The following is a 26,844-nucleotide window of genomic DNA, read 5'->3' as shown; positions in this document are numbered from 1 at the left end:
GGTCGATCCAACCCTAATCAGTTATATTGCTGCAAAAAAGCTTTATAGACACACGATTAAGATGACTTACTTTGCATAGAAAGCAGCCACCTAAACTTAAGCAAATGGGAGCAGATATAAAACACTTTTTCCTTTCAGATAAAAGAAAGCACCGAACGTATCCACGCTCAGTGCTTTATATATCCAGCCACTATTCACTTAAATATAAACAATAGTGCTTATTCGAATAGCATTAAAGTAATATATTGGTTTTTTATTATTGAATAATAAAAACCTATTTATTTCTTTCACGTTAGCTAAATATTAAAACTTAAATCTAACACCAGCATAATATCTACGACCAATTGCATCATAAGTACCAGCATCAGTTTCTGCACCAGTAGTATTCCCTGGTAACCCTGTAATGATTGCAGGTGGTTCTTTGTCAAAGATATTATTTATACCGATATAAAGCTCAGCGGAATCCCATGGCTGATAGGCAACATTTAAATCATGATATGTTACTGAGCCAACACCAACTGATTCAGGTGCTAAATCATAACCAGATAGAAAACTATCATCTAAGAATGACTCGCCTATAAATGTTGTATTCCAAGCAACAGTAACATCTTCCCAAGTATATCCAACTGATAGATACCATTTATTCTCAGGCGATCCTATTTCACCTATAAAGTCATCTTTCGAAGAGCCGGGTAATGGAATTGAGTAGCCATCTAATAAATGAGTATAAGCAAGTCTGGCATTTAACTGACCATCAAGACTATAATCACCTAAATCTTTTGCATATGTTACAACAAAATCAATACCTTCTGTTGCATAACCACCACTGTTGGTCACTGCTGAGTCAATATACTCAAGCGAACCAGCGCTGTTGGCACCTGCTGCTTGAGGTCTACGAGTAACAAAAGAACAAAGTGATGCATCACCACCATAACATTCGTCAAGAATAAATTGACGAGGAGTTGATACAATTGCATCTTCAATCTCAATATCAAAATAATCAACATTAAAATCAAAATCTTCTAATACAGGTATACCTTCAGGTGAAACTGTCACACCAAAGGTCCATGACTTACCTTTTTCTGGGCCTAATTCCTCATTGCCGCGATTATAACCACTAATGCCTTGTATGTCTGACTGATTTAAAGCAAATTCACCATTAGTATTAATGTTGTCAAGAACACCGGCATCGGCTCGACATGCTTCAGATTGAGCTCCTGAAGATGTTGCGGTAACACCTAAACAAGGGTCTGTTAAACCTGAAGGAAAAGTTTGACTTGGTGGTGAGTATAATTCATTAATATTAGGAGCTCGTGTTGATTGAGCTCTGATTGCTCTAAAACGAACTTCCTCTATTGGTGCCCAGTCTAGAGCAACGTTCCAACTGTTAGTGTTACCAACAGTTGAATAATCAGACCAACGATATGCACCACGAAGATTTAACTGATCAGCCATAAACACACCGTCTAATAATGGTACATTTACTTCTGTATAATATTCAGTTACATCAAATTCACCTTCGGTACGAGGAATCGCATTACCACCGTTTAAGCCTGATTGCTGTAAAGCATCAAATTCACTACGTGAATATTCTTTACGATATTCAGCTCCTACTGCAAGTCCTACGGCACCTGCAGGAAGATCGAAAATATCACCACTAAGATTTAAACCTGCAGTTTCTTGGCTAGTCAATGTGGATAACAAACCTGGAGCTTGAATATATTGTGCACCAGCAGCAGAAATTGAATTTTCACCAAAAACACTTACAGGCACACAACCTTGAGCTCTAGCTGTTGCATCTCGACAAACTATATTGCCATCAGCATCTTTAACAGCCTCTAAAGCAGAGCGAAAATTTAATGAGTTAAATTGCCCGCTTGATACTTGCGATTCTTTAGTTTGACCATAGCCATAGAATGCATCGAAATAAACCCCATCAGTAATCTCACCATCTATGCCCCCCAAAACTCTAAAGGTATCACGATCAGCGACATTTCCTCGGGCAGCTACATCAGCTAAACGACGAGTGAAATATATATCTTTTAAACCATCACCATCTTCATCAGTAGCAGCATCGAACATAGCATCAGGTACAAAGGCATTACGAACAACAGTTCGCTCATATTCCCCTGGGTTAGTCATGCTCTCAATAAATGTCTCATACTCCAGAGGCATCTGCCCACCAGAAGCAGAAAATATATCATCTGAAGCCATCGGAAATGGCTCTAATTTTGTTTTAGTGGACGTTGCAGCATATGTGCCTTCCATAAACGCATTCCAACCATCTGCAAACTCGTACTTACCTGACATGGCTAATAAATAACGCTCTGTCGGGATTGCGATGGTTCGGTATTCACTACGGTTAAAACCATTCGCTTCGGTAGAATCAGAACCATTAGTAGAGAAACCTTCAACCAGCTGACCCTGACTATTATAGGTAAACTGCTTATCCCCAGCAAAAAAACGTCCTTGAGGTGAATAACTAGAATAGTATGGTCTTTCTGCAGTAAACATGTCTTCAGGCAGTCCAGTAAAATAGGCGCCTAATGATGCTTGGTCAACTGCAGAGCGATCTCTATCTCTAGAGTAAACAGCTCCCTGCTCAGTATAAGCAGCATGTATCATTACATTGCCTTTACCGTCAGCTGTATTTGCACCCATAGTGAACTGAACTTGAGTTTCATCTGAATCACCTTCAGAGCTTTGACCCTTTTGGACGTCAAATTCAATTCCTTCAAATTCTTTCTTGTAGATGATATTCACTACACCAGCAACTGCGTCAGAACCATACACAGCCGAAGCACCACCTGTCATAATTTCAATTCGCTCAATGAACTGTGTTGGAATTGAGTTTAAATCAACAGAGCTTTCCCCAGGCACACCTGCAACAAAGCGACGACCATTCACAAGAACTAATGTTCGGGATGCACCTAAATTACGAAGATCTACAGTAGCTGCGCCTGCACTAGCTGTACTGAAGTTAGAATTTGTTCGACTAATTCCTGGTGTACCAAACGCAGGATTTTTTAATAAAAGGTCTTGAATATTGGCAACACTAGACATGTCAATGTCCGATGCATCGATAACTTGAACAGGAGAAAAACCCTGTAAGTCTGTCGAGCGTAATCTAGAACCAGTAACTTCGATTCTTTCAACTTTATCTGCTGTTTCAGAATTTACTTCATCAGCAGCAAAAACTGCTGGTGAAGCGAATGCAGCTGCTGCTGCACCACTGATCAGTGCTAAGCGCACTGATTTAGCTAATACGTTCTTATGCATTGTCTATCTCCCTGGACTTTTTTATGTCTTTCTTATAATGCTAACAACTTTTTAGTTGTTAGTTCAATGAGAGGATGCAACAGAAAACAATCACAACCACCCAATTACAGTTGCAATAAAATCACATTTGAAACAACTAATCAACAACTGATGAGATGTAAGCACAAAAGTTAATCAGGTGTAACAAAAGCAACTGTTAACAATTATGAACAGGGTGTTTTTTTTACTATAAAAAACAATAGACTAGGTTTGGCAGCTTTTTAAGTAAGGCTCTGCTAAATCTAAATGGAGAAAGTTAACATTATGTTTTAATTTACCATTTTTTCGAAGTAAGCTTTTTTCATCACTTGGAGCAAATATAAAAATCTTATCGACTAATAAAAAGAGATATGTTGATAGTAATTTAACATTTCATCAACTGGATTACTTTTGATAAATGTAAAAAGCCTAATCTCTCTTATGGAAGAGTACTTAACCATTCCAGCTAAAAGCATGCTGTTATCTTGTGGCGACAAGCTAATATTTGAGATGAATAGATTAAAGTAATAGCAGTTGATTATTTACCTGTGAGTCAAAAGAATGCCCACAAAGTTGTAGGATGGGTTCTGCGATGGGTTGAATTTGTTTACTGATGTAATATTCATAATCAATATTAGTCGGTTTGGCTTCAATGGCCTGTGCTCCCGTTAGGGTCATGACATAGCGGATTTTTTGGCCTTTTCGGGTAACGTTTTTGTCTCCTAGAATATCGGCAAGCTGTTTAGCCGCTTTCACATGAGGTGATGATTTTGCGGTATAGTCTTCGACATTACGTCTTAAGCGCTTTGTAAATATCAGTTCATTGTCCCTGGCTCCATGATTAATTGCTGCCAGCTCATTGGTTAAGTAATCAATCACATCTTCGCCTTTAAAAAACAGTTCGTACAAATGGTATTGCATCCTACGGGCAATGGGACTCCAATCGCTTCTTACCTGCTCCATACCTTTAAAGGTTAATAGCAATTGTTGAGCCTCATTTAATACAGCACCAACATAGCGTTTTTTACTGCCTTCATCTGAGCCTCTTAGTGTGGGCATAATAAATTGTTCGAAATGTGTTTCAAATTCAAGTTCGAGATAACTGTCTAATTGATACTCTTGCGTGCACCATTGAAGCCAACGCTGAGTAATCGATACCGACAGGTGCTTACCCACAGCTTGAATATCGGTAATGCCATGATTATCGCCTAACCACACAAAAGTGGAATCAGTATCACCATAAATCACCTGATAACCGCACTCTTCTATCCACTGCTTAGTCAGTTTCATAATTTGATGACCGCGCATGGTAATTGAACTGGCTAATTTTGCATCATGAAAAACACAACCTCGAGAGCCGAGCACTCCATATAAGGAGTTCATAATAATTTTTATTGCTTGCGATAAAGGCGCATTTTTATCACTTTTGGCTAACTCTCTTTGTTCTGCAAGACTAGCAACCAGTGCCGGTAAAATAGGCGAGTTACGACTAAAATGAGCCCCTAAATACCCTGCTACTGTGTTTGTGTCACCTGTGACATCATTTATATACATGCCTTCGACCAATCCTTTAGGATCAATCAGAAATGTTCTGATTATCGATGGGTATAGACTTTTAAAATCTAATACTAAAACATCTTTATAATAGCCAGGGATAGAGGACATAACATAGCCACCAGGACTCTCTAAACCATTACTGGCAGGATGTGCTGGTGCCACAAACCCACTTCGATGTAAGTGAGGAAGATACAAGTGATAAAATGCCGCAATTGATGCGCCAACGCGGCCAAATTCCAAACCGGTTAACTTGGCACGTTCAAGTGCGAAGTCTAATAACTGAGTTTTTTCAAAAATATCCCAGACTAAGCGACAATCGGTAATATTATAAAAAGCCAGCGCATTTTTATCTTGTTCAAATAAATGGGTAATTTCCTGACCACGATTTTCAACATGGTCAATGGCTTTTCCTTCTGCCAATAATTGTCGCGATACAGACTCTAACGAAAAGCTATCAAATTGATAAAAAGCCGCTTTAAGCCAATCAATGCCATCTAACACCACTCGTCCTGGGAGCGATAAGGTTTCTGGTCGATATTTTTCGGCTACTTTCCAGCTTAACTCGGTATTTCCACGGCCAATGATTAAAGGGATGTTATGTAATACGCAACGTTTATACAGTAAGGCTAAATCGAAGGTGACCACTGCCCAACCGATAATAATATCGGGGTCATATTCACTAAACCACGCTATTAATCGCTGTATCAGCTCAACTTCATCTTTAACCCAAGTAATAAATTGATGACAATCCGCTTGCGGCTCGCCAACCATAAACACACATTGATATTCGCGGCCATACAAACCAACAGAATATAACTCTCCTGCAAAGCTGCATTCAAAATCTAACGAAATCATCTTAAGCGGTATGCTAACCACTTGGTCTGCAGGTATTTTTCTGGCACGATTAATCGATAACACTGGCATTGATGAAGCGGAATACATATCTTGATAACGACCAACACACTCAATGTCTAAAGCGATAAAGCGCTCAATAAGAAAGCGTTGTTCTGGCCTGATATCGGTTTCAAATAAGGTAATACCGATATCTTGAGCAATGCGACCGACTAATTTTAGCTGGGTATTAGACTTTAGATACAATGCACTAATCGGTTCATGGGCAAAACTCATCAGTGATATTGATTCCGCTTTAAGGACGAAACCGACTTTTTGGCTCAATAGGTCAACATCTTGCTGACGACAGAAACATATCACCTCACTGTGATAAAGCTCTGCTAGCACAGGCCCCTGAGCGGTTTTAATATAATATTGCAAGACTAATTGCCCATGTCGATAAATCGCATGGCGCGTTAATACTTGACCCTGAACATTATGATCAGTAGCCGGGTTATCTGTTGGCTTTACTTCGGGTTTGAATTCCTGCACCAGTTTACTCAATTTGATTTATTACTTCGTGGCATGCTAATTCACTGTTATTATGTACAGCATAATTCAGTCTATGTAGAAATCATACTTCCTATGCTACCGGATAAGATAAAAAGTCAAATTCGTACCATTTATAAAGAAATTGCCACATCAATGCCGCAATTTCGCTCGCGTCGCGAGCAAAACTATATGGTAGCGGAAATATCTAAAACGTTAGCAGGTGAATATGACAAAGACCGTCGGATTATTGTGGTTGAAGCGGGTACTGGTATTGGTAAATCCTTGTCCTACATTTTAGGCGCTATTCCTTTAGCCGTTGCCACGAAAAAGAAAGTCTGCATTGCCACTGCAACCGTAGCACTTCAAGAACAATTACTGCATAAAGACTTGCCATATTTTTTACAGCAATCCGGTATTGATTTTAAATTTGGTCTGGTAAAAGGCCGTCAACGCTATGTCTGTTTAGCCAAGCTTGAAGCTATGATCGGCGCACAAGACAGCTCGCAAATTGCTATGTGGCAAACTAAGCCCGATCAAAGTCAAATTAATGAATTACAAAAGCTACATCAAGATTTCCACCAAAAACGTTGGAATGGTGAAATCGATACTTTGAAGCACCCTATCCCTGATTTTTTATGGCAACAAATTTGTTGTGACAAACACAGTTGCCACCGTCAAGTATCGGCGCACCATAATTGTCCATTTCATAAAGCCCGTGAAGACGTCGACACATGGGATGTGTTAATTGTTAACCACAGCCTGTTATTTGCCGATTTAGAGCTTGGTGGTGGCGTCATTTTACCTGAACCGGAAGACATGTTTTATGTCATCGACGAAGCTCACCATCTCCCCATTGTCGCAAGAGACTTTTCCAGTGCTCAAGCAACATTGCGAGGAGCATGTGATTGGTTAGAAAAGGCATCAAAGACCTGTTCTAAGCTGCAGAATCAGCTCAAAACCACCCATATTATTGCCCCAGTGCAAGCGATGCTTGATCACACCACAGATTTAACTAATTTACTCACCCAAGTGGCTCATTATTGTGATACTCAGCCGCAGCTATTTGCCAATCCTGAATCTCGGCTTCGGTTTGAACATGGCAAATTACCGCCATCATTATTAATACAGGCAGAAAACCTAGCCACGGCATCGGGTTCTGCTGTAAAGCAGTTTAATAAAGTCGTTTCTGTGTTAAATGAAGCCATCAAGGATGGAGAAGTCCCTAAGCATCAATCTGAAGGTTTGCTGTCTGAAACAGGCTTCATCTTACAAAGACTAGATAACTTACATAAGTTATGGAAAATGATGGCTAAAGAGGACAGCAAAAAAGGCGCACCAATGGCACGTTGGGCTGAACTAATAACAGGCAAACAGCAAGATTATCTATTTTGTTCATCGCCTATAGAAGTCGGCTTTATGCTTGAGTCCATGCTGTGGCAAAAAGCCGCTGGAGTCGTATTGTGCAGTGCCACCCTGCGGGCATTAAATAGCTTTAACCATTTTGCTCACCAAATTGGATTATCAATCAACGATGGCAGTCGTTTTTTAGCTTTACTGTCCCCTTTTGATTATGAAAATAATGCCACCTTATTCATTCCTCAAATGGTTAATGAACCTACCGACGATAATTACACTGCAGAACTGGCACAACATATTGTGACATTAATTGATGGTGAAATGGCCACCCTAGTGCTGTTTGCTTCCTACTGGCAAATGGACAAAGTGGTTGAATTAGTTGAAGGAAAAATTTCTAAAGAACAACTTTTTGTGCAAGGCGCTATTCCACGTCAACAAATATTAGAACAACATAAAAAGCGCTGTGATGACGGCTTACCGAGTATTATTTTCGGTACTGGCAGTTTTTCTGAAGGTCTTGATTTACCCGGTGATTATTTAACAAATCTCATCATTACAAAGTTGCCATTTGCAGTGCCGACATCACCGGTTGAACAAGCTCACGCGGAATACTTAAAAGTAAAAGGCGGTAATCCATTTTTACAGCTGACAATTCCTGATGCTTCACGTAAATTAGTCCAAAGTTGTGGCCGACTGCTACGAAAAGAACAAGATTATGGTCGAGTGACCATTTTAGATCGTCGTTTAGTCACTAAACGTTATGGCAAATCATTAATTGATGCCCTTCCTCCTTTTAGACGTGTCATTGAATAGGTATTGAGTTGGATTTATTATTAGACCCTAGCCACTGGGCTGTATTAGCGGTCATCGGTATTATTGCTGGTTTTATTGATGCTATTGTTGGTGGTGGTGGACTGCTTTCTATTCCTGCATTACTGACTGTAGGTATTCCGCCTCATCTAGCATTAGGAACTAATAAGCTGGCAGCTTGTTTTGGCTCCTTTACCTCAAGTTACACCTTCTACAAAAAACAATTGTTTACCCCCGCATTATGGAAAACGTGCTTTTTTGCTACCCTTATTGGATCGATAGCGGGTTGTGGCCTAGTGTTTTTGATTGACCCACAATGGTTAGATAAAATATTGCCACTGCTCATTATTAGTATCGCGATATATACTTTATTTAGCCCCAAAGCGATGGGCCAAGAAAATATACCCGCGCCAAAATTTAGCTCATCTAAGTACAAACAAATTAGCCAAGGATTTATTTTAGGTGGCTATGATGGTTTTGCCGGCCCAGGTATTGGTGCTTTTTGGACGGTATCGTCTATTTCGCTGTATAAGCTGCCTCTTCTGCAGAGTTGTGGATTAGCACGAGTCATGACAGCAGTGAGTAACATCACAGCATTAATCATTTTTGCATCGATGGGTCAAGTGCAATGGATGCTGGGCTTATGGATGGGGATATGTATGATGGCAGGTTCGTTTATCGGCGCAAGAAGTGCGATTCGATTTGGAATACCTTTTATTAAACCAATATTTATTATTATGGTATTGTCGATAGCGGTCCATCTTACGTGGAGTGCCTGGGCATGAACACCCAACAATTGGTCTCAATGTTAAAACAGCAACTTGCACAACTTGAGCAAGATGCGTTGATCCACGACCAAAATTTAGCACCGTCACAACGGCAATCATTAATCGACATTGAACGTTTTAACAGTCAACTGTTTGCTCAACAAGGTGCTCAATTAAGCCCTTGCATCATCCAGTTGCGCCAAGACATTAAACAACTTGAAAAACAACTATTTCTTAAGTTGGGTGGTAATGTTATTCAACTCAGTTGTAATCGTATTCAAGACAGATTTAGTGCCTTGCGCAGAGCATTGCTCACCACAGATATCAATCTTAAATCCGAACAACAGCGCAAAGCCAGTAATCGGGCTCGATACGCCAAAAAACAACAACAAGCTATTCAAGACAGTGGTTTTGGCTGGATAGCCAGTAATGTGATGCAAAACAGCCATCAACTCTATGCCGAACTCAATAAACATTTAAATTGGGCGAAAAAAATAGAGCAAAAAATACAACAAATGGAAGCAACGCTTGAATTCTGTCATAGTAATGACAAAATAAAATTGCAAAATGATATCCTTTCAATGCATCGTCGCTTAGGGAAATGCAAACAAGCAACCAGTTATATTGAAGAGCGTATTCAACTTTTTGAAAGACCTCGCCAAAGTTACCCACGTTAAGGAGAAACAATGAAATCTTTATTTACAACAAGTGCGCTTTTGGCATGTTTAACATCATCATCGGTATTAGCTGCTAATTTAACCATCCCAATGTCTTTTGAGTACCTTGCACTTGATGGTACAGAAGTTGAAACGAGCATGTTCAATCACCAATCGGATTTAGCCTTAACCAATGGCACCCATAAGATTGCGATTCGTTATCATGATGTGGTCGATGATTCCTTTAGCGATAGTCAAACGTTTATAAAATCGACCCCGTTAATTGTTACCTTAACGGTGGATGGCGATCATCAGTACTTATTGCAACCCGCTCAAGGTGACGTGATTAAGAATCCAAAAGCATTTGCAAAAAAACCACAAATCAACATTAAGCGTCAAGATAATATGGCTGTAACTTACAGCGTTGAACAAACTAATTTTACTGAAGACTCATTTATTACCAGCCTATTTAACAAAAAAAACCAAAATGATATTGAAACCCTATCGGCTTCGGCAACCGGTAGCGGTATTCAACCTACACAAACAGTAGCAGTGCAATCAGATGTTGCATCGGCTACAACAATCAGTGCACCAGTTATCGCAACAGTGCCTGCAGCAGCGGCTCAAAAAACCACCCCAGCCCAAGCAGAACAAATGCTCCAGTATTGGTGGTTACAGGCCGACGATAAAACCCGTAAAGAGTTTATGGGCTGGGCCATCAAGCAACTCTAGTCTTGAAGTATATTCCCTTTGTATATCACGCCAGCTATTCACAGCTGGCGTTGCCTAGCACCCATCGTTTTCCAACCAGCAAATATCATAATTTGTACCAGCATGCACTCAAGCATCAATTGTTATTTGAGCAGTATCGCCAAACTCCTTCGCCCATTGATAAAGAAATACTGTATGGCATTCATTGTCCTCTGTACGTAGAACAATTTATTAATGGCACCTTAGATCACAAAGCCCAGAGACGTATCGGCTTCCCATGGAGCAATGAGTTAGTCAGGCGAACTTTACACGCCGTTAATGGAACTCGTTTGTGTGCTGAGTTAGCGCTTGAGCATGGTATAGCGGTTCATTTGACTGGTGGTTATCACCATGCACATTACGATTTTGGCAGTGGTTTTTGCATCTTTAATGACTTAGTTATCGCGGCCAGATCGGCCATTGATGCTAAAAAAGCAGATAAAGTACTTATTTTTGATTGCGACGTGCATCAAGGTGATGGCACCGCCACATTGACTCAAGGTCACTCGGACATCATTAGTTGTTCAATACACTGCGCACAAAATTTTCCATCTAGAAAACAGCAATCTGATCACGACATCGATCTCGATAAAGGCTGTACTGATAGTGATTATCTTGACCACATAAGACAAATATTGCCATACCTCATTCGTCTGCATCAGCCTGACCTGATCATTTATGATGCTGGAGTCGATATTCATCAACATGATGACCTTGGCTACTTCGCTATTTCGACTCAAGGTATTCTCGATAGAGATAAACAAGTCATATCGATCGCAAAAATGCACAACATCCCACTTGCAGCGGTTATAGGTGGAGGCTATAGTCGTAATGAAGATGAATTAACACTCAGACATAGCCAATTGTTAATTGCAGCAAATCAATTATGGTTGTAGCAGAGTAAAAAAAATACTCTCGACATCGAAGTGAATGTCGATAAATCGAACCGTCTCAATGGAGCGTAATAATGCAATTAGAGATCCGAAACTATTATGAAGTTCTATTAATGGAAATGCTGAGAGATGAAGGCTTAATGGACGAGTTGCCAGAAGAATACTTAGCCGATTTATGTTGTGTCACATTAAATCAGTTACCGGTTAGGTACATTCGTCATTTAGTCGACACCTATTTTTTTGAAAATTATCAAGAACTCAAACAGATGAAAACTGAGATAAGTGAAGCACTGGAACGTTCAAGAAAATTTCTAAAAATGAATTTACAAAAACGCTTACAAGAAGAAGCTGAACTTGCTGGCGAGCAGTAAGGTATGGCGAAACCATGTTTAACTGGCAACTAACAAGTTAAGTTGGTGCTTTAGGTATGGGTTGAAATAGACTAATAGGGATTTATTATTCTATAGTCGCTAGATTAAGATATTTATTAAGCGCACTGATTGATGCTGTTGAGTAAGTCATTGGGGGAATATTGGAGGTTCCCCTAGAGCCACACCCCGGCACACGAGTCACTTGCTGCGGTTGCTCCCTTCCAGGCCTGGCCGAGTTCACAAGTTATCATTGCGGGGGGACCCTAGGGTCACCATTGACTTCTGAAACATGAAATATAACGTTTATGTGTCAGAACGGGGCGATTATCCCCTAACCTATTGCCTTGATCAAGCCTTTATCTTAATAAGTTCTCAATCACTTACCTAACTGCGCAATACTTAACCTTAACGCGAAATTCAACATGTAATAACTGCAGGGTTAACCGACAAAAATTTATCCATTTTTAGATCATCTATATCAAACTCCCCCATTCATTAGCTAACAAGACTCATTTACGCAGCATATCTCAGCAGCTGGCAGTCCATTTATGCAGAAGATATCGACAAAGAGTAATTGCATAGGCCTTATCATTGACGAGATTAAACAAGAACCATATTACAGCTTAATGGATCCATTAATACCTGTACTCACGTCTTAAGCTAATACGATATCTCCTATCAACATAGGCCAATCTTCATCAAGTATTGTTACCCACAAAGGAATAGTCAGATCTTAGTCACAACTCTAGACTTAATTCAATGAGTAAGTCGCCAAGGTTAGCTAACATAAGAATTGAATAAAATCCGCATACGTTTAACCAACAGTGAATGCGAGATAACAAAAAATGCAGGGAATACATGATGAAGACAATAACAGTTAGTCCCGCTACAAAGGCGGTATTGAGTGCAGGGCTTATTGCTTTTGCGCTTACAGGGTGTGGAGGCAGCGATGGAACTAATGGCGAGGACGGACCTGACGGCATTATTGGTGTCAATATTGATGCAACATCGACCTTAAAAGCAACTTTTACTGACGCAAGCATAGTCGATGGGAAAGTCAGTGTTGCCTTTAACCTTAAAAATGCCAATGGCGTTGCGGTATTGGGACTAACAAAAGATCATGATCTCCGTTTTGGTATTGCCCAATTAACCCCAGTGACCGAAATGGTTGGTGCTGAGGGGGCTAAAGTTGAAGTAGACCGTGGTTATCAATGGCAGTCTTATATCAACTCGGCCAAACAACCTAATGCTAGCTGGATAGCTGATGGTGAAACCAACATATCTCCTTCAGCACAATATCAAGCTGAGGTTGAAGCTGCATCAAAGTGTGTTGACTGCTTAGTGGATAATCTCGATGGTTCATACTCATACACTTTTCAAACTAATATTGCTCAAGTAACAGACCCAATAAGTATTACTTACCAAGCTGATGACACTCAGCGTATTACCTTAGAATTAAAGCAGCCACTAATCACTGCAAATGCCCATTATGATTTCCAACCTTCAACCGGCTTAACCGAAGGTATTGCGTCACGGGATGTAGTATCGATAACGGCTTGTTATACCTGTCATCAACCGGAAAGCTTAGCATTACACGGTGGTCGTCGAATCGATCTTGAAAACTGTGCTTCTTGTCATACCGCAACATCAGGCGATCCTGAAACCGGCAACAGTGTTGATTTTACCTATATGATCCATGCGATTCATAAAGGTCAAGATCGCGTCACCAGTACCGCAGACGGCGAAGTAGCTGCCCCTTACAAAGTCATTGGTTATGGCGGCGGATTGCACGATTACGGTAAGGTTATGTACCCACAAAAGCCTGCTGCAGATTGTAGTGTATGTCATGTTGAAGGGACTAATGCTCCCAAAGATGCCGCGCTGTTTAATGCCAATAAAAGTGATACCGCTTGTATTGCATGCCATACAGAGTTGGCGTCTCAACAACATGTTGGTGTCGGTACAAATTGTACTTCTTGCCATGTGGAAGAAGGCTATGGTCGCAGTGCAAAAGAAGCTCATGGCGATGTCATGAAAGCCTATAATGAAACCCAAACCATGAAGGTAGTCTTTAGCGATGTTACCGTGACAGCTGATAACAAGTTCAGTACTAACGTGAGCTTTATTGATGCCAGTGGTCAGATATTACCCGCTGAGTATATTGATGACGGTAGTCGTATTGTCATGGCATGGGACAGTGACAAAAACTACCCTACGTATCAAGATGCCAGTTACAGCAATCGTCGTATTAAATTAAGTGAAGGTACTGCCAACACAGATAATAGCTGGACGTTAGTTTGGGATAAGGTCACCTTACCAACAGATTATGTGGGTAAAACATTTGAACTATGGTCAGCAGTCACAGCCTGCTTTAATCATGGTGGCTACGGTAGACCGGAAGTTAAACTCACGGCCTGCAGTGCTGATGATATCCAAACAGTGGAAATCAAAAGTGAGCCTTATCATTTTGTTATGGCTGCAAGTGTAATAGACGATAGCCAAACCGCTGCCGTACGTAGAAATATTATCAATACCCAAAGCTGCCAAGGTTGTCACAACCAAGAAGTGTATCACTATGATAATGGTGTAAATTGCCAAACATGTCATACCGCAGATAAGACTCTTAAGACTGACAACACTTATCCTGGTGGCAAAAAATCAACCAGCTTTGCCTTTAAAGCTCACAGTGCTGAAGGGCATTACCTCAAGCATGCCGGTGTAGAATCTGGCACTGTGTTAAAAACCGACTGTAAAACCTGCCACACGGCTGATGGGATACAACTTGGTAGAGCCGCTGACAGAGTATGGCGTTATGGCGACATAGAAACGGGTGCAGATGTGTGGATGTCATCAGATACTGGAGCATGTTTAAGCTGTCATCAAAAGTATCGTACCGATGCCACTGTGTCTCATATTGAGTCCAATGGCGGTATTGTTGATGGTATGAGTGAAGACGATGTTCATACTCGTGCATCTGAAATATGTTCAACCTGTCATACGGTTGAACGAGTCACTAAAACTCATGGTTTCTAAGCTTAATATATAAATACTTAAATTGTTTTACCCATCAAAGACCTTAGCATATTGCTAAGGTCTTTTTTCTAGCGAGAACAATCATTCCCCTACAACCCCTGTATTTTATGTACCCCTTAATTAATAGGCAGATCGCCATCACACAATTACGTTCGCTTTACAGACGAGTTGCCGTTTGTAAAGTAATCTTAGTGTTGGGAAAATTAATTCCAACATCAACTTAACTGAAAAAGATAATTGCAGAAGATACTGCCAGTAAGTTAGATGGATGACCTTTGCAGGGAAAAATATGATGAATACAAAATACACAAAAATGGCATTGTTACTTGCTATGTCAGCGTCAATGACACTAGTAGGGTGTGGCGGAGGCGATGATGGTGAACCTGGCAATCCTGGCAACCCTGGCGGCGAGCCTGCTGAAGCGATCAAAACACTAAACTTAGATATCACCAAAGTCACTTATCAAGACAACAAACCGACTATTGAAGTTTTTGCAACCAATGAAAAAGACCTTCCGATTGCAGGCCTTAAAGACTTGGAAGTGAAAAAAGTGGTTCAATTGATTCCAGTTGGCGCTAGCGGACCGGGTAATTCAGCGCAATGGCAATTTATTGGATCCGAAAAAACCTTTACCGACCACGGTAACGGAAATTACAGTTTTACCGTCAATGTTGAAGGTTTTAATCAAGAGCTGACACAACGTTACAACGTCATAGCAAGTGCTTCTACTTTGCAAGACGGGGTTACCAGTGTTCCGCGTACCGAAATCACCGAAGATTTTGATGGCGAAGGGTTTCAAGCTAAATACACCAAAAACATAGTAAGCGGAGCCACTTGTAATACCTGCCATGCAAAGGGTGAAAGCATTTATCATAGCTACACTGACTTAGAAACCTGTACATCTTGCCATACCAACGAAATGGCCATTGAAAAAGACAAGGTTCAAGTTGAATTTAGCCATTTGATCCATAATGTTCATAACAATGCCAAAATGTATGGCCGCAACTTAGACAAGAGTGCAGAAGCAGCATATGCGATAGTCCAAGACAATTGCACCACTTGTCATGTCGATTCAGAACAACTAAGCGAATCGAACAACTGGTCTCGAATTCCAACCATGGAAACCTGTTCAAGCTGCCATACCAATATTGACTTTAAAACAGGTCAAGGCCATCCACAACAAGTGGACAATTCAAATTGTATTGCATGCCATAATGCCAGCTGGACAGAAGAAATACACACCACTTCATATACTCAGAAAAAAGCATTTATCGACTCATATGGCATGACCGCCACATTGACTGCGAATAAATCTAGCCCTGAAGACAAATCAGCAACGCTATCGGTAACGATTTTAGATGCTAAAGGCGTAGCCATTGATGCTGCAAGCTTAGTCAGCAAAATTCAACGTGTTGAAACGCTAACTAACGTTGGTCCTAACTTCCCGATTATGGGATATAACCCTAGCCCAGGCAGTGGTTTAGCTAAAATCAGCAAAGACTTTATCAAAGCGGGTCTATTACAAGCGGATGTGGTCATTGAATCAGGTAACTTGGTATATACCATTCCATCATTACCGTTTGGTGCCGGCGACACAGATACAGCCTTTAGCTTTATCGGTCTTGAAATGTGTAACGATGGTATCCAAGCCATTGATTGTGCAGACGGCGTAGCAACCACCAGCATGAAAGCTGAACTCACCGTTGGTACTTTCTCTGGTAATGCCCCTAGCTATCGTCACACTGACTCGGTCAATTTTGATTCATGTGATAATTGTCATGGCGACACGTTTGAGCTCCACAAAGGTCACCATGCTGGTTTTGTCATGTCAGAACAATTAGGCCGTGAGCTTAATGGCGAACTTACCGTAGGTTTAGACGGTTGTGTGGCTTGTCATACTCCCGATGGCACTTATGCATCTGGCGCTAATCAAGGCGCGATTGAAATGAAACTTCACAGTGTTCATGGTGAACAAGGCATTATCAAAGACTGTACTCAGTGTCATAACGACTTTAATCTTGATGCATTCAAAGTTAAAGGTGCACTCGCCACTTCTGCTGGCCTGTATACCACGCCTATCACAGCAACATGTGCTTCTTGTCATGGTTTTGACACGATTAAACAACATGCTGAAAGTCAGGGCGCAATTGTGAATGGTAGCTATCAAGAAGCCAATGATGCTGCGCAGTTAGAAACCTGTTTATTCTGCCATGCACCTACCATTGAAAATCACACACAAGTGAAATTTTAATTTGTTCATTGAGAGAGAAGCACAGCTTCTCTCTCATGCTATGACTTACTTCATCAAATGTTGATCATCAAAATGGACAAATTAGGAAGTCTACTTATGAAGACCACAAACTCAATCAATACCTTATTTTTCGCTCTACTGTGTCTAACAGCTTCGACTGTTTTTGTGTCGACTCACGTACAGGCGGCAAAGTGGGATGCCAGCATGACGCCGGCAGAAGTTGAAGCCACGTTAGATAAAAAATTCGCCGAAGGCAAATACTCGCCTAAAGGCGCCGACTCATGCCTGATGTGCCATAAAAAGTCTGAAAAAGTGATGGACTTATTTAAAGGCGTTCATGGCGCTATCGACTCTTCAAAAAGCCCAATGGCAGGCTTGCAGTGCGAAGCGTGTCACGGCCCACTAGGTTCACATAATCGTGGTGGTAAAGAACCCATGATCACCTTTGGCCCTACCTCTACACTCGCTGCAGATAAGCAAAATAGTGTGTGTATGAGCTGTCACCAAGATGATAAGCGAGTAGCATGGGACAGCAGCCATCATGCCAATGCTGATGTAGCTTGTGCATCTTGTCATAGCGTCCATGCCGCTCACGACCCTGTATTGTCAAAGCAAACTGAAATGGAAGTGTGTACTAGCTGCCATACCAAACAAAAAGCCGATATGAACAAGCGCTCAAGTCATCCTATGAAATGGAACCAAATGACCTGTAGTGATTGCCATAATCCACATGGCAGTTTGAGTGACTCAGATCTGGTTCAACCAACGGTTAATGAAACCTGTTACTCATGTCATGCTGAAAAACGGGGACCAAAGCTTTGGGAACATGCACCCGTTACCGAAAATTGCGTCAATTGCCACAACCCACACGGTTCGGTCAACGACGCTATGCTTAAAACTCGCGCGCCACAGTTATGCCAGCAATGTCATGCAAGTGACAACCATACCAGCAACGCTTATCTCGGTAACACGGATATGGGTTCAACTGTCAATGGCAATACCTTTACGGGTGGTCGCAGCTGCTTAAATTGTCATACTCAGATACATGGTTCAAACCATCCTTCTGGTAAATTACTGCAGCGCTAAGGAGATAATATTATGAATACTAAATTAAACCTCATTACCTTAGCGTTACTCACTAGCACCAGCTTTAGTCTTATGGCTGATGGGTATGGCCTAGCAAATGCTAAAACTGACAACATCAAATATGATGCCTGGAAATGTAAAGGCTGTGTTATCGCAACCGGTACCACTGGCACTGTTGGTGTGGGTATTGGATACAACAGTGAAGATGATGTTCAATCCGCGAATGCATTTCATAGCAGCAATCAAACTGCAGGCAAAGTAGATGCTGATATTCGCTATCGCGGGAGTGATGGCTATCAAGCAAACGTGGCAGCCAATAACTTAGGTATGGACAACGGCCGCATGGAAATTGATGTTGGTAAACTAGGGTTGTATCGAATTAACCTTGGCTATCGATCCATTGCGACCTATCAAAGTAACAATGCATTAAGCCCTTACCAAAATATCGGTAGCGATAACCTAACTTTAGCCAGTAACTGGATTACCGCAGGTGCAAGTTCAGACATGCCAATGTTGTATAGCAGTTTAAACCCATTTGAATTGTCGCTTAAACGTGAACGTGCTGGACTTGGGTTTGAATATCAAACTGAATCAATGTTCACCACTTATGTTAATTTTCAGCGCGAAGAAAAAACGGGCACTAAGATCACCTCAGGCAGTTTCTTCACTCAATCGATGATGTTGCCAGAGCCTGTTGATTACACTACCGACATTTTAAACGCTGGGATTAAACTCCGCGGTGACAACTGGTTTACTAGTATTAACTACAATGGTTCAGTGTTTAGTAATAATAACCAGCAACTCGGCTTTGACAGTGCTTTTAATCCAACCTTTGGCGCACAAAATAGAGGTTACATTGCATTAGACCCCGATAACGAAGCTCATACCATTTCGTTGTTAGGTCAATATAACGATTCCATTACCAGTCTAAGTGGTCGTTTACTCTTAGGCCAAATGACGCAAGATCAGCAATTGACCCAATTAGGGTATAGCTACTCATTACCTGCAGACAGTATTGATGCCAAAGTCGATATTACTGGCATGACACTTAAAGCGGTAACTAAACTCAGTCGTGCATGGCGCCTCACTGGTAGCTATGATTATAACGACCGTGAAAATAATACCCAAATTGAACAATGGACCCAAATTAGCATTAGCGATGTTACCGGCAAAGTAAGGGATAACACCCCATACGATCTCACCACTCATAGAGCTAAATTATCAACTGACTACCGTATCAGCCATGGTATCAAACTCGATGCTGGTTATGATTTCAGGCGCGATGAGCGCAGTAATCAAGGGCGAGAAACCACTGACGACAATAACGTTTGGGCTCGTTTACGCCTTAATAATTTTGATATGTGGGACATGTGGCTTAAAGGCAGTTTCAGCAAAAGAGATGGTTCTGAATATAAAGCATCAGAGTCATCATCAGCGGAGCAGAATCCATTATTGCGCCGCTACTACTTAGCTGATCGCGACCGCACTCAATTTGAGGCCCGCGTTAATCATAGTCCTATGGATAATTTGAATGTCGATTTTGGAGTTCGTTATGCTCTAGATGACTATACCAACACCCAGATAGGCTTGACTGAGTCCAAAGACACTAACTACGATATCAATATTAACTACATGATTAATGACGATATCAATGCGAGCACATTTTATAACCATCAAATCATAACATCCGCTCAATCTGGCAGTGCTAATTTGAATATTGCAACTTGGCAAGCCGAGATAGAAGATACTGTTGATGTGGTTGGTGCTGGCCTAAGTTATAACAACTTAATGGACAGTCGTTTACGCTTAGGCGTAGATTATACTTACTCAGACTCAGACAGCACGACCCAAGTCAGACAAGGTATTAGTGGTGATTACGGCGACTATTTTGCCAAAGTACATAACATTAATGTTTATGCACAGTATCAAGCAACCGAAAAAGTAGCCTTGCGAATAGACTACAAAATGGAAAAGTATCTTGATAATGACGACGCCAATGATATCGAACCCGATACCATTTGGAATGTGATGAGTTTCGGCAATTTACAGCATGACTACACAGCACACATGATTATGCTCAACGTCAGTTATAAACTGTAAGTAAAATAATAATGATGTGACAAAGTCAGTCATATTACAGAAAACGCCAACCTCTTTAGGTTGGCGTTTTGCTATCTGTCGGTTTGACATTAGCTATCGCGTAAATAGCTTTCTCGTCTAACGCTTAAGCTCATCGATTAATTTTAGAGCTTCACTGTATAAAAAACTTGCAACCCACACGCATTTAACATTATATTAACAAAGTGAATTGCTTGTGATTGAAAATTGGGCAAAAGGATTTTGCCCCCCATTTTATTTTTAATTGTTTTATGTCTCGCCTCCCCCGTCAAAATTAGCTCTGCTAATCTTTATTATCTTATCGGTTATGATCAGGTGCTTTATAGGCGTATTGTTTAGGATTAACAGTAACGGACTTTTTACTCATCAAGTCCACATTCACATCAACCAACTCCCACTACTTAAGCAACATCAGGTATCATTCAATACCGATATTGATGACTCAGAGAAATTCATGTTTCAGATTGATACCCAAATTGCCGCTAAAATTGTCAACCGGACCATGAAAATTATTGGTCATAATATCAATGTCATGAATGCGCAAGCCGTCATACTCGGTTCAGGCGAAGTCGAGCGAATTGGCACCATACATGAGGGCGCATTATTGGCTATTAGCCAAAATCGCAATGTTGAAATCAATCAAACCATCGCTTCAAATTTACAAGGGGTGAAGCCCGGGCTTAATTTGCCATTACATTATCAAGGTCAAGTTGTTGGTGTGATTGGCATCACGGGTGAACCAGACACATTGAGCCACTATGGTGAGCTACTTAAAATGACTGCCGAAATGATTGTTGAACAAGCTAACCTACAAGAACAATTACAATGGCAAAACCGTCAAAAAGAAGAGTTTATTGCTCAGTTGATTCATGCAAATGAGCAAGACTTACCCTCATTAAAACAATGGGCGCTGCAATTAGGTATCGATTTTAGCGTACCTAGAGTGGCGGCGATTATTGAACTCGACAGTCATAACCCTTTGTATCAGCAAGACAACCAGGCATTGAAACAAGTTCTGTATTTATTACAAAATCCGGTACGAGATAACTTAATTGCCATGACGTCGCTCACTCAGCTGGTTATTTTGAAACCCGCTTTTTTAGACGGTAAACAATTTGATCCTGAACTTGAAAATCAACGCATCAATAAATTACTCAAACGCTTGCCCGCGAACATGCAACTTAGTTTGCACATTTCCTTAGGCCATTATTTCAGTGGTGATTTAGGCATCAGTTACTCTTACCGTACGGCCAAAGAAACCATGGACATTGGCAAGAAACTGCATCCGCAAAAAAGCAAATATTTATACCAAGATTACAGCTTACAGGTGCTGTTATCCGGCTTACGTCATCACTGGCGCGGTAACGCACTGGCAAGTCCCTATATGAAACTGATTGAAGTAGATAAAAACCAACAATTACAAAAAACACTCGCCGCGTATCTTGAACATATGGGTGATATACAAACCTGTGCTAACAGTCTATTTATCCATAGAAACACATTACGTTATCGATTAGATAAAATTCAAACCATCACCAATATTGATTTGCACAGCTTTAATGGATTACTGAGTTTGTATTTAGGTCAGCTCATCCACCAGCCCAGCGCTTAGTTGTGCATTAGTACAAAAATAGTCTATTTGAGTATTGTTATTAGTGCGGATGAACAAAGTAATTTATCACTAAAGGTTTACTATGATGAATAACTAAACCACTCCAATAACAATAAATAACGAGTACTCTATGGGACTAATCTTGATCTTACTCGGCGTGATCGCCTTCATCGTCATCGCCACCTCCAGATTCAAACTTCACCCTTTTTTAACCCTTATCTTAGCGTCGTTTCTCACCGCATTTGCTTATGGCTTACCCAGTAACGAAATCGCTAAAACCATCACAGGTGGTTTTGGTGGAATTTTAGGTTATATAGGCCTAGTCATTGTATTAGGAACCATTATTGGCACTATCCTTGAAAAAAGCGGCGCAGCAATCACCATGGCAGATGTTGTCATTAAATTGTTTGGTCAACGCTTTCCAACCTTAACCATGTCAATGATTGGCTATTTGGTGTCTATCCCTGTGTTTTGTGATTCAGGGTTTGTGATTTTAAACTCATTAAAGCAATCAATGGCTAACCGCATGAAAGTGTCTCAGGTTGCCATGAGTGTCGCCTTAGCAACTGGGTTATATGCTACTCATACCTTTGTACCGCCAACGCCAGGCCCAATTGCAGCTGCAGGTAACTTAGGCCTTGAATCACAACTGGGGTTAGTTATTGCCGTCGGTGTGTTTGTTGCCGCGATTGCCGCTTTTGCAGGTATGTTATGGGCCAACCGTTTTGCCAACGAACAACCTGACGGCGAAGGGGCTGAAGAACTTAATGCACAACTACCAGACTTTGACGATCTGAAAAAGGCATACGGCGAATTACCTAGCCCGCTAAAAGCCTTTGCGCCAATTTTTGTGCCTATTATCTTCATTTGTTTAGGTTCTATTGCCAATTTCCCTTCAAAACCGCTTGGTGAACAAGGTTTATTCGATTTATTAGTCTTTTTAGGCCAACCGGTAAACGCCTTAATGATTGGCTTATTTTTATCATTATTTTTACTTAAAGGGACTGAAAAAATTAAAGAGTTTAGTGAACGTATTAGCCAAGGCTTAGTAGTTTCGGCGCCAATTCTATTGATCACCGGTGCTGGTGGTGCCTTCGGTGCAGTGTTAAAAGCCACTGAAATTGGTGCATTTTTGGGTAGCAGTTTATCGGCATTGGGCGTGGGTATTTTTATGCCATTTATCGTCGCGGCCGCGCTCAAATCGGCACAAGGATCATCAACCGTTGCCTTAGTCGCCACCTCGGCCTTAGTGGCTCCATTATTAGGCGATATAGGCTTAGCCTCAGAAATGGGCCGCGTCCTTACCGTTATGGCCATTGGCGCAGGGGCAATGACAGTGTCACATGCCAACGACAGTTTCTTCTGGGTTGTGACTCAGTTTAGCCGCATGAGCGTCAAACAAGCTTACCGCGCGCAAACTATGGCGACATTAATTCAAGGTATCACGGCGATGATCACCGTTTATCTACTGAGCTTAATTTTACTGTAATTTATTATTCAGAGTCTTATATGAAAATCGTTATTGCTCCAGATTCATTTAAAGAAAGCTTAAGCGCCCTTGAAGTGGCTAATGCCATTGAAGATGGCTTTAAACAGGTGTTTCCTGATGCACAATATTGCAAAGTGCCGATGGCTGACGGCGGTGAAGGTACAGTACAAGCCATGGTTGATGCTACTCAAGGGCAAATCATTAATCTTACTGTTACTGGCCCGCTGGGGTTACCTGTTGACGCTTTTTACGGTGTGTTGGGGCAACTCGATGAAGACGGTAAGCAAACTGCAGTGATTGAAATGGCTGCGGCATCTGGGCTACATCTGGTGCCCGTCAATCAACGCAATCCGTTAATGACCACCAGCTTTGGCACAGGTGAATTAATTGCCGATGCGTTAAATCGCGGCATCCGTCATATCATCTTAGGTTTAGGTGGCAGTGCCACCAATGATGCAGGCGCAGGAATGATGCAAGCCTTAGGGGTAACACTGAGCAATATGGCTAATGAGCCACTGCCTTTTGGTGGCGCAGCCCTTGCCGCATTGCATCATATTGATGTTCAGTCGTGCCATCCTGCCATAAAAGAGTGTGTTATTGAGGTCGCTTGCGATGTCGATAACCCATTGTGTGGTCCTCGCGGTGCCAGTGCGATTTTTGGTCCACAAAAAGGGGCCACAACCGAGATGATTGAACAGCTCGATCATGCTCTAGGCCATTTTGCTCACACGGTTAATCAACAACTTTATCAATCTGTTGATACTCACTGCCAACTGCACCCTGGGGCTGGCGCAGCTGGAGGTATGGGGTTTGGCGTGATGACAATATTAAATGCCTCCTTAAAACCTGGAGTCGATATTGTCACTAACAGTGTAAAATTAGCAGAGTATTGCCACAATGCCGATTTAGTCATCACAGGTGAAGGTCGTATTGATGGTCAAACTGTGTTTGGTAAAACCCCCATGGGCGTATTACATGTCGCTAAACAGCTCAATATCCCAGTGATTGGCATTTCTGGATGCCTAGGCCCAAATGCAGATGCGATTTTAGCCGAAGGCATGCACGCTATTTTCGCTATTATTCCGGCACTACAGCCATTAGAACAAGTGTTGTCTGAAGCACAGGTGAATCTCACCAATACCGCCCGTAATATTGCGGCAATGTTGTCATTATCATTAGTGAAAAAGTAATCCTGTCAGCATAAATATCAATTGATATTTATGCTGACTTTACAATGCTAAGCAGCATTTATCGCAGTATGGATCCCCTATTGATATCCATTTTAGATGAATAACCTAGTATTGATCTCGAGTCATACATGCGCCGACCAATAACCACAATGTCATCTGCATTATCACCAAGAGTATTCTGACCACAACAGATAAGCAGTCATCAGTATTTTTTCTACCCTAACCATCAGCATTAACACGATAAATACTTGAAGCCTAACCAGCCATACAGTAAAGTTAGCACCCTCATTTCGTCCTGAAGGTGCAGCGTTAATCGTAATGCATCAGTCAATGCTAACAGGATGGAGTTTTCATCATTACGGCAAGCAAAATGACCTCGAAAATCACCCGTCAAGCATACGCTTCAGAAGACAGCTTACTGCGTATTTTTACCGCACCTGAAGATTCAACCTCGACGTTGAGCATTATTGAACAGAAGTTGTCACAAGACCTTGCAGGGTTTTTAGGTAACAGCATCGCCGCACTAGAAAAGCCGCTATCAGAAATAGAAACCGATTTTAATGCTTATCAGATCCCCACCGATCCTAAGTTCGTTTCTGATTATGCCGACGAAATCATGCAAAATTTAGTGGCGCACTCAGTTCATACCGCTGCACCGAGTTTTATTGGTCATATGACATCAGCATTGCCTTATTTTGTGTTACCGCTGTCGAAGATGATGGTGGGACTGAACCAAAACTTGGTTAAAATCGAAACATCGAAAGCCTTTACGCCTCTTGAGCGCCAAGTATTAGGCATGATGCACCACTTGGTTTATCAACAATCAAACGACTTTTATGACCAATGGATGCACAGCGCAAATCATTCGCTAGGCGCATTTTGTTCAGGTGGCACGGTAGCCAACATTACCGCCCTGTGGATAGCCCGAAACCGATTATTGCAACCTAGCGGCGAATTTAAAGGTATTACTCGTGAAGGCATGACCAAAGCATTACGATTTTATGGTTATGATGACCTTGCCATATTAGTGTCTGATCGGGGTCATTACTCATTAGGTAAAACGGCCGATTTATTAGGTATTGGCCGAGATAACATCATTAGTATCCCTACGGATGAACATCATAAAGTCGATGTTGCTGCCATGCGTGCAACCGCGGCTAAACTAGCACAACAAAATATCAAAGTGATGGCGATTGTCGGCGTGGCTGGCACAACCGAAACCGGTAATGTCGATCCATTAACTGAGTTAGCCGCTTTAGCCTGCGAGTTAAATTGTCACTTTCATGTCGATGCAGCTTGGGGCGGCGCGAGTTTATTATCCAACAAATATCGCCACTTACTAAAAGGCATCGAGCTAGCTGACTCAGTCACTATCGACGCCCATAAGCAAATGTACGTGCCAATGGGCGCCGGTATGGTGCTATTTAAAGACCCAGAATTGGCCAAAGCCATTGTGCATCATGCTGAATATATTTTACGCGTGGGTTCAAAAGATTTAGGCAGTCAAACGCTGGAAGGTTCGCGCCCAGGTATGGCGATGTTAGTGCACGCTTGCCTACAGATAATTGGTCGCGATGGCTATGAAATACTCATTAATAACAGCCTAGAAAAAGCCCGTTATTTTGCAACGATTATTGAGCAACATAAGGATTTTGAATTAGTCACTGCGCCTGAGTTATGTTTACTAACCTATCGCTACGTCCCCGCATCGGTACAAGCAATACTAACAACAGCCATATCGAATCAAGACACAGAGTTAGTTGCAACAATCAACGAACTACTGGATGGATTAACTCAATTCATTCAAAAACATCAACGTGAACAAGGCAAATCATTTGTGTCACGAACACGGATCAAACCGGCAAAATACTTGCGCCAACAAACCACAGTATTTCGTGTGGTACTCGCTAATCCGTTGACCAGTCATCAAATATTACATGATGTCCTGAGCGAGCAAGTTGAGATTGCCGCATTAGACAATGAATATTTACCACAACTGTTGGCGTTGTAGAGCACCGACTCATAATAACTTCGATGTTTATAGCTTATTAGCGACCTTCTCGTCATCCCGGCAGTGTTTTTAAGCCGTGATCCCGGTGTTTTCTTTGTACTTTTGTACTTTTGTACTTTTGTACTTTTGTACTTTTGTACTTTTGTACTCATGGCCTACGGCCACTAACGTCGTGGCGCTTCGCCCACACCAGACCAAGAGGAAACCAACGGCT

16 protein-coding genes and 1 other RNA gene are annotated in these 26,844 nt (G+C 41.5%); 14 read left to right on the top strand and 3 right to left on the bottom strand.

Features of this window, described 5'->3' with window-relative positions; all coding sequences use genetic code 11:
* Window positions 1–303 precede the first annotated feature (303 nt).
* Both ACED29_RS07905 and ACED29_RS07900 read right to left on the bottom strand, forming a co-directional pair.
* Window positions 304–3,279, bottom strand: a complete 2,976-nt coding sequence (locus tag ACED29_RS07905) for a TonB-dependent receptor domain-containing protein (RefSeq protein ID WP_371697413.1) — start codon at window positions 3,277–3,279, stop codon at window positions 304–306.
* A 537-nt stretch (window positions 3,280–3,816) separates the two neighbouring features.
* On the bottom strand, window positions 3,817–6,237 hold the full coding sequence (locus ACED29_RS07900; RefSeq protein ID WP_371697412.1) for a DNA polymerase II: 2,421 nt from the start codon (window positions 6,235–6,237) through the stop codon (window positions 3,817–3,819).
* 93 nt (window positions 6,238–6,330) lie between these two features.
* Between ACED29_RS07900 and dinG the strand changes: the two genes are divergently transcribed.
* The 6 genes from dinG (at window position 6,331) to ACED29_RS07870 (ending at window position 11,840) form a co-directional block, all read left to right on the top strand.
* Complete coding sequence (gene dinG / locus ACED29_RS07895) at window positions 6,331–8,406, top strand: ATP-dependent DNA helicase DinG (RefSeq protein ID WP_124016385.1); 2,076 nt, start codon at window positions 6,331–6,333, stop codon at window positions 8,404–8,406.
* An 8-nt stretch (window positions 8,407–8,414) separates the two neighbouring features.
* Window positions 8,415–9,188 (top strand): TSUP family transporter, encoded by a 774-nt coding sequence (locus ACED29_RS07890; protein WP_182722120.1) that lies wholly within the window; start codon window positions 8,415–8,417, stop codon window positions 9,186–9,188.
* Window positions 9,185–9,847 carry a primosomal replication protein gene (locus tag ACED29_RS07885; RefSeq protein WP_124016383.1) on the top strand — a complete coding sequence of 221 codons (663 nt, stop codon included), beginning with the start codon at window positions 9,185–9,187 and terminating at the stop codon, window positions 9,845–9,847. The genes ACED29_RS07890 and ACED29_RS07885 overlap by 4 nt, the downstream gene beginning before the upstream one ends.
* Before the next feature lie 9 nt (window positions 9,848–9,856).
* Window positions 9,857–10,558, top strand: a complete 702-nt coding sequence (locus ACED29_RS07880) for a DUF2057 domain-containing protein (RefSeq protein ID WP_124016382.1) — start codon at window positions 9,857–9,859, stop codon at window positions 10,556–10,558.
* A gap of 2 nt (window positions 10,559–10,560) precedes the next feature.
* A complete protein-coding gene (locus ACED29_RS07875) occupies window positions 10,561–11,472 on the top strand; it encodes a histone deacetylase (protein ID WP_124016381.1) in 912 nt (303 codons plus the stop codon).
* A gap of 71 nt (window positions 11,473–11,543) precedes the next feature.
* On the top strand, window positions 11,544–11,840 hold the full coding sequence (locus ACED29_RS07870) for a late competence development ComFB family protein (RefSeq protein WP_124016380.1): 297 nt from the start codon (window positions 11,544–11,546) through the stop codon (window positions 11,838–11,840).
* A 170-nt stretch (window positions 11,841–12,010) separates the two neighbouring features.
* Here the strand turns inward: ACED29_RS07870 and ffs are convergent.
* Window positions 12,011–12,107, bottom strand: an RNA gene (gene ffs, locus ACED29_RS07865) — signal recognition particle sRNA small type.
* A 591-nt stretch (window positions 12,108–12,698) separates the two neighbouring features.
* On the opposite strand from ffs, the gene ACED29_RS07860 reads away from it, so the two are divergent.
* From ACED29_RS07860 to panP, 8 genes are all read left to right on the top strand, one after another.
* Window positions 12,699–14,873, top strand: a complete 2,175-nt coding sequence (locus tag ACED29_RS07860; protein WP_371697411.1) for an OmcA/MtrC family decaheme c-type cytochrome — start codon at window positions 12,699–12,701, stop codon at window positions 14,871–14,873.
* Window positions 14,874–15,162: 289 nt separating this feature from the next.
* On the top strand, window positions 15,163–17,124 hold the full coding sequence (locus tag ACED29_RS07855; protein WP_371697410.1) for an OmcA/MtrC family decaheme c-type cytochrome: 1,962 nt from the start codon (window positions 15,163–15,165) through the stop codon (window positions 17,122–17,124).
* 96 nt (window positions 17,125–17,220) lie between these two features.
* Window positions 17,221–18,210, top strand: a complete 990-nt coding sequence (locus ACED29_RS07850) for a DmsE family decaheme c-type cytochrome (protein ID WP_124016377.1) — start codon at window positions 17,221–17,223, stop codon at window positions 18,208–18,210.
* A gap of 12 nt (window positions 18,211–18,222) precedes the next feature.
* Window positions 18,223–20,310, top strand: coding sequence for an MtrB/PioB family decaheme-associated outer membrane protein (locus ACED29_RS07845; RefSeq protein ID WP_371697409.1), 2,088 nt, complete (start codon window positions 18,223–18,225; stop codon window positions 20,308–20,310).
* 472 nt (window positions 20,311–20,782) lie between these two features.
* Window positions 20,783–21,940: a sugar diacid recognition domain-containing protein gene (locus ACED29_RS07840; protein ID WP_124016375.1), complete on the top strand. Its 1,158-nt coding sequence runs from the start codon at window positions 20,783–20,785 to the stop codon at window positions 21,938–21,940.
* Window positions 21,941–22,070: 130 nt separating this feature from the next.
* A complete protein-coding gene (locus ACED29_RS07835; protein WP_182722111.1) occupies window positions 22,071–23,429 on the top strand; it encodes a GntP family permease in 1,359 nt (452 codons plus the stop codon).
* Between the two features lie 20 nt (window positions 23,430–23,449).
* On the top strand, window positions 23,450–24,619 hold the full coding sequence (locus ACED29_RS07830) for a glycerate kinase (protein WP_371697408.1): 1,170 nt from the start codon (window positions 23,450–23,452) through the stop codon (window positions 24,617–24,619).
* A gap of 370 nt (window positions 24,620–24,989) precedes the next feature.
* Entirely contained in the window at window positions 24,990–26,630 is a 1,641-nt protein-coding gene (panP, locus tag ACED29_RS07825) for a pyridoxal-dependent aspartate 1-decarboxylase PanP (RefSeq protein ID WP_371697407.1), read from the top strand.
* Window positions 26,631–26,844: the final 214 nt, after the last annotated feature.

This window comes from Shewanella sp. 5S214 (assembly GCF_041439795.1).
Lineage (GTDB): Bacteria > Pseudomonadota > Gammaproteobacteria > Enterobacterales > Shewanellaceae > Shewanella > Shewanella vesiculosa.
Note: the sequence above shows the minus strand (reverse complement) of the source record. Positions and strands in the feature narration are given on the sequence as shown.

Excerpts from the sequence above, each read along its gene's own strand:
- ACED29_RS07905 (WP_371697413.1), bottom strand. The coding sequence starts at position 3,279 with ATGCATAAGAACGTATTAGCTAAATCAGTGCGCTTAGCACTGATCAGT.
- dinG (WP_124016385.1), top strand. The coding sequence starts at position 6,331 with ATGCTACCGGATAAGATAAAAAGTCAAATTCGTACCATTTATAAAGAA.
- ACED29_RS07885 (WP_124016383.1), top strand. The coding sequence starts at position 9,185 with ATGAACACCCAACAATTGGTCTCAATGTTAAAACAGCAACTTGCACAA.
- ACED29_RS07880 (WP_124016382.1), top strand. The coding sequence starts at position 9,857 with ATGAAATCTTTATTTACAACAAGTGCGCTTTTGGCATGTTTAACATCA.
- ACED29_RS07870 (WP_124016380.1), top strand. The coding sequence starts at position 11,544 with ATGCAATTAGAGATCCGAAACTATTATGAAGTTCTATTAATGGAAATG.
- ACED29_RS07860 (WP_371697411.1), top strand. The coding sequence starts at position 12,699 with ATGATGAAGACAATAACAGTTAGTCCCGCTACAAAGGCGGTATTGAGT.
- ACED29_RS07855 (WP_371697410.1), top strand. The coding sequence starts at position 15,163 with ATGATGAATACAAAATACACAAAAATGGCATTGTTACTTGCTATGTCA.
- ACED29_RS07850 (WP_124016377.1), top strand. The coding sequence starts at position 17,221 with ATGAAGACCACAAACTCAATCAATACCTTATTTTTCGCTCTACTGTGT.
- ACED29_RS07845 (WP_371697409.1), top strand. The coding sequence starts at position 18,223 with ATGAATACTAAATTAAACCTCATTACCTTAGCGTTACTCACTAGCACC.
- ACED29_RS07840 (WP_124016375.1), top strand. The coding sequence starts at position 20,783 with ATGTTTCAGATTGATACCCAAATTGCCGCTAAAATTGTCAACCGGACC.
- ACED29_RS07835 (WP_182722111.1), top strand. The coding sequence starts at position 22,071 with ATGGGACTAATCTTGATCTTACTCGGCGTGATCGCCTTCATCGTCATC.
- ACED29_RS07830 (WP_371697408.1), top strand. The coding sequence starts at position 23,450 with ATGAAAATCGTTATTGCTCCAGATTCATTTAAAGAAAGCTTAAGCGCC.
- panP (WP_371697407.1), top strand. The coding sequence starts at position 24,990 with ATGACCTCGAAAATCACCCGTCAAGCATACGCTTCAGAAGACAGCTTA.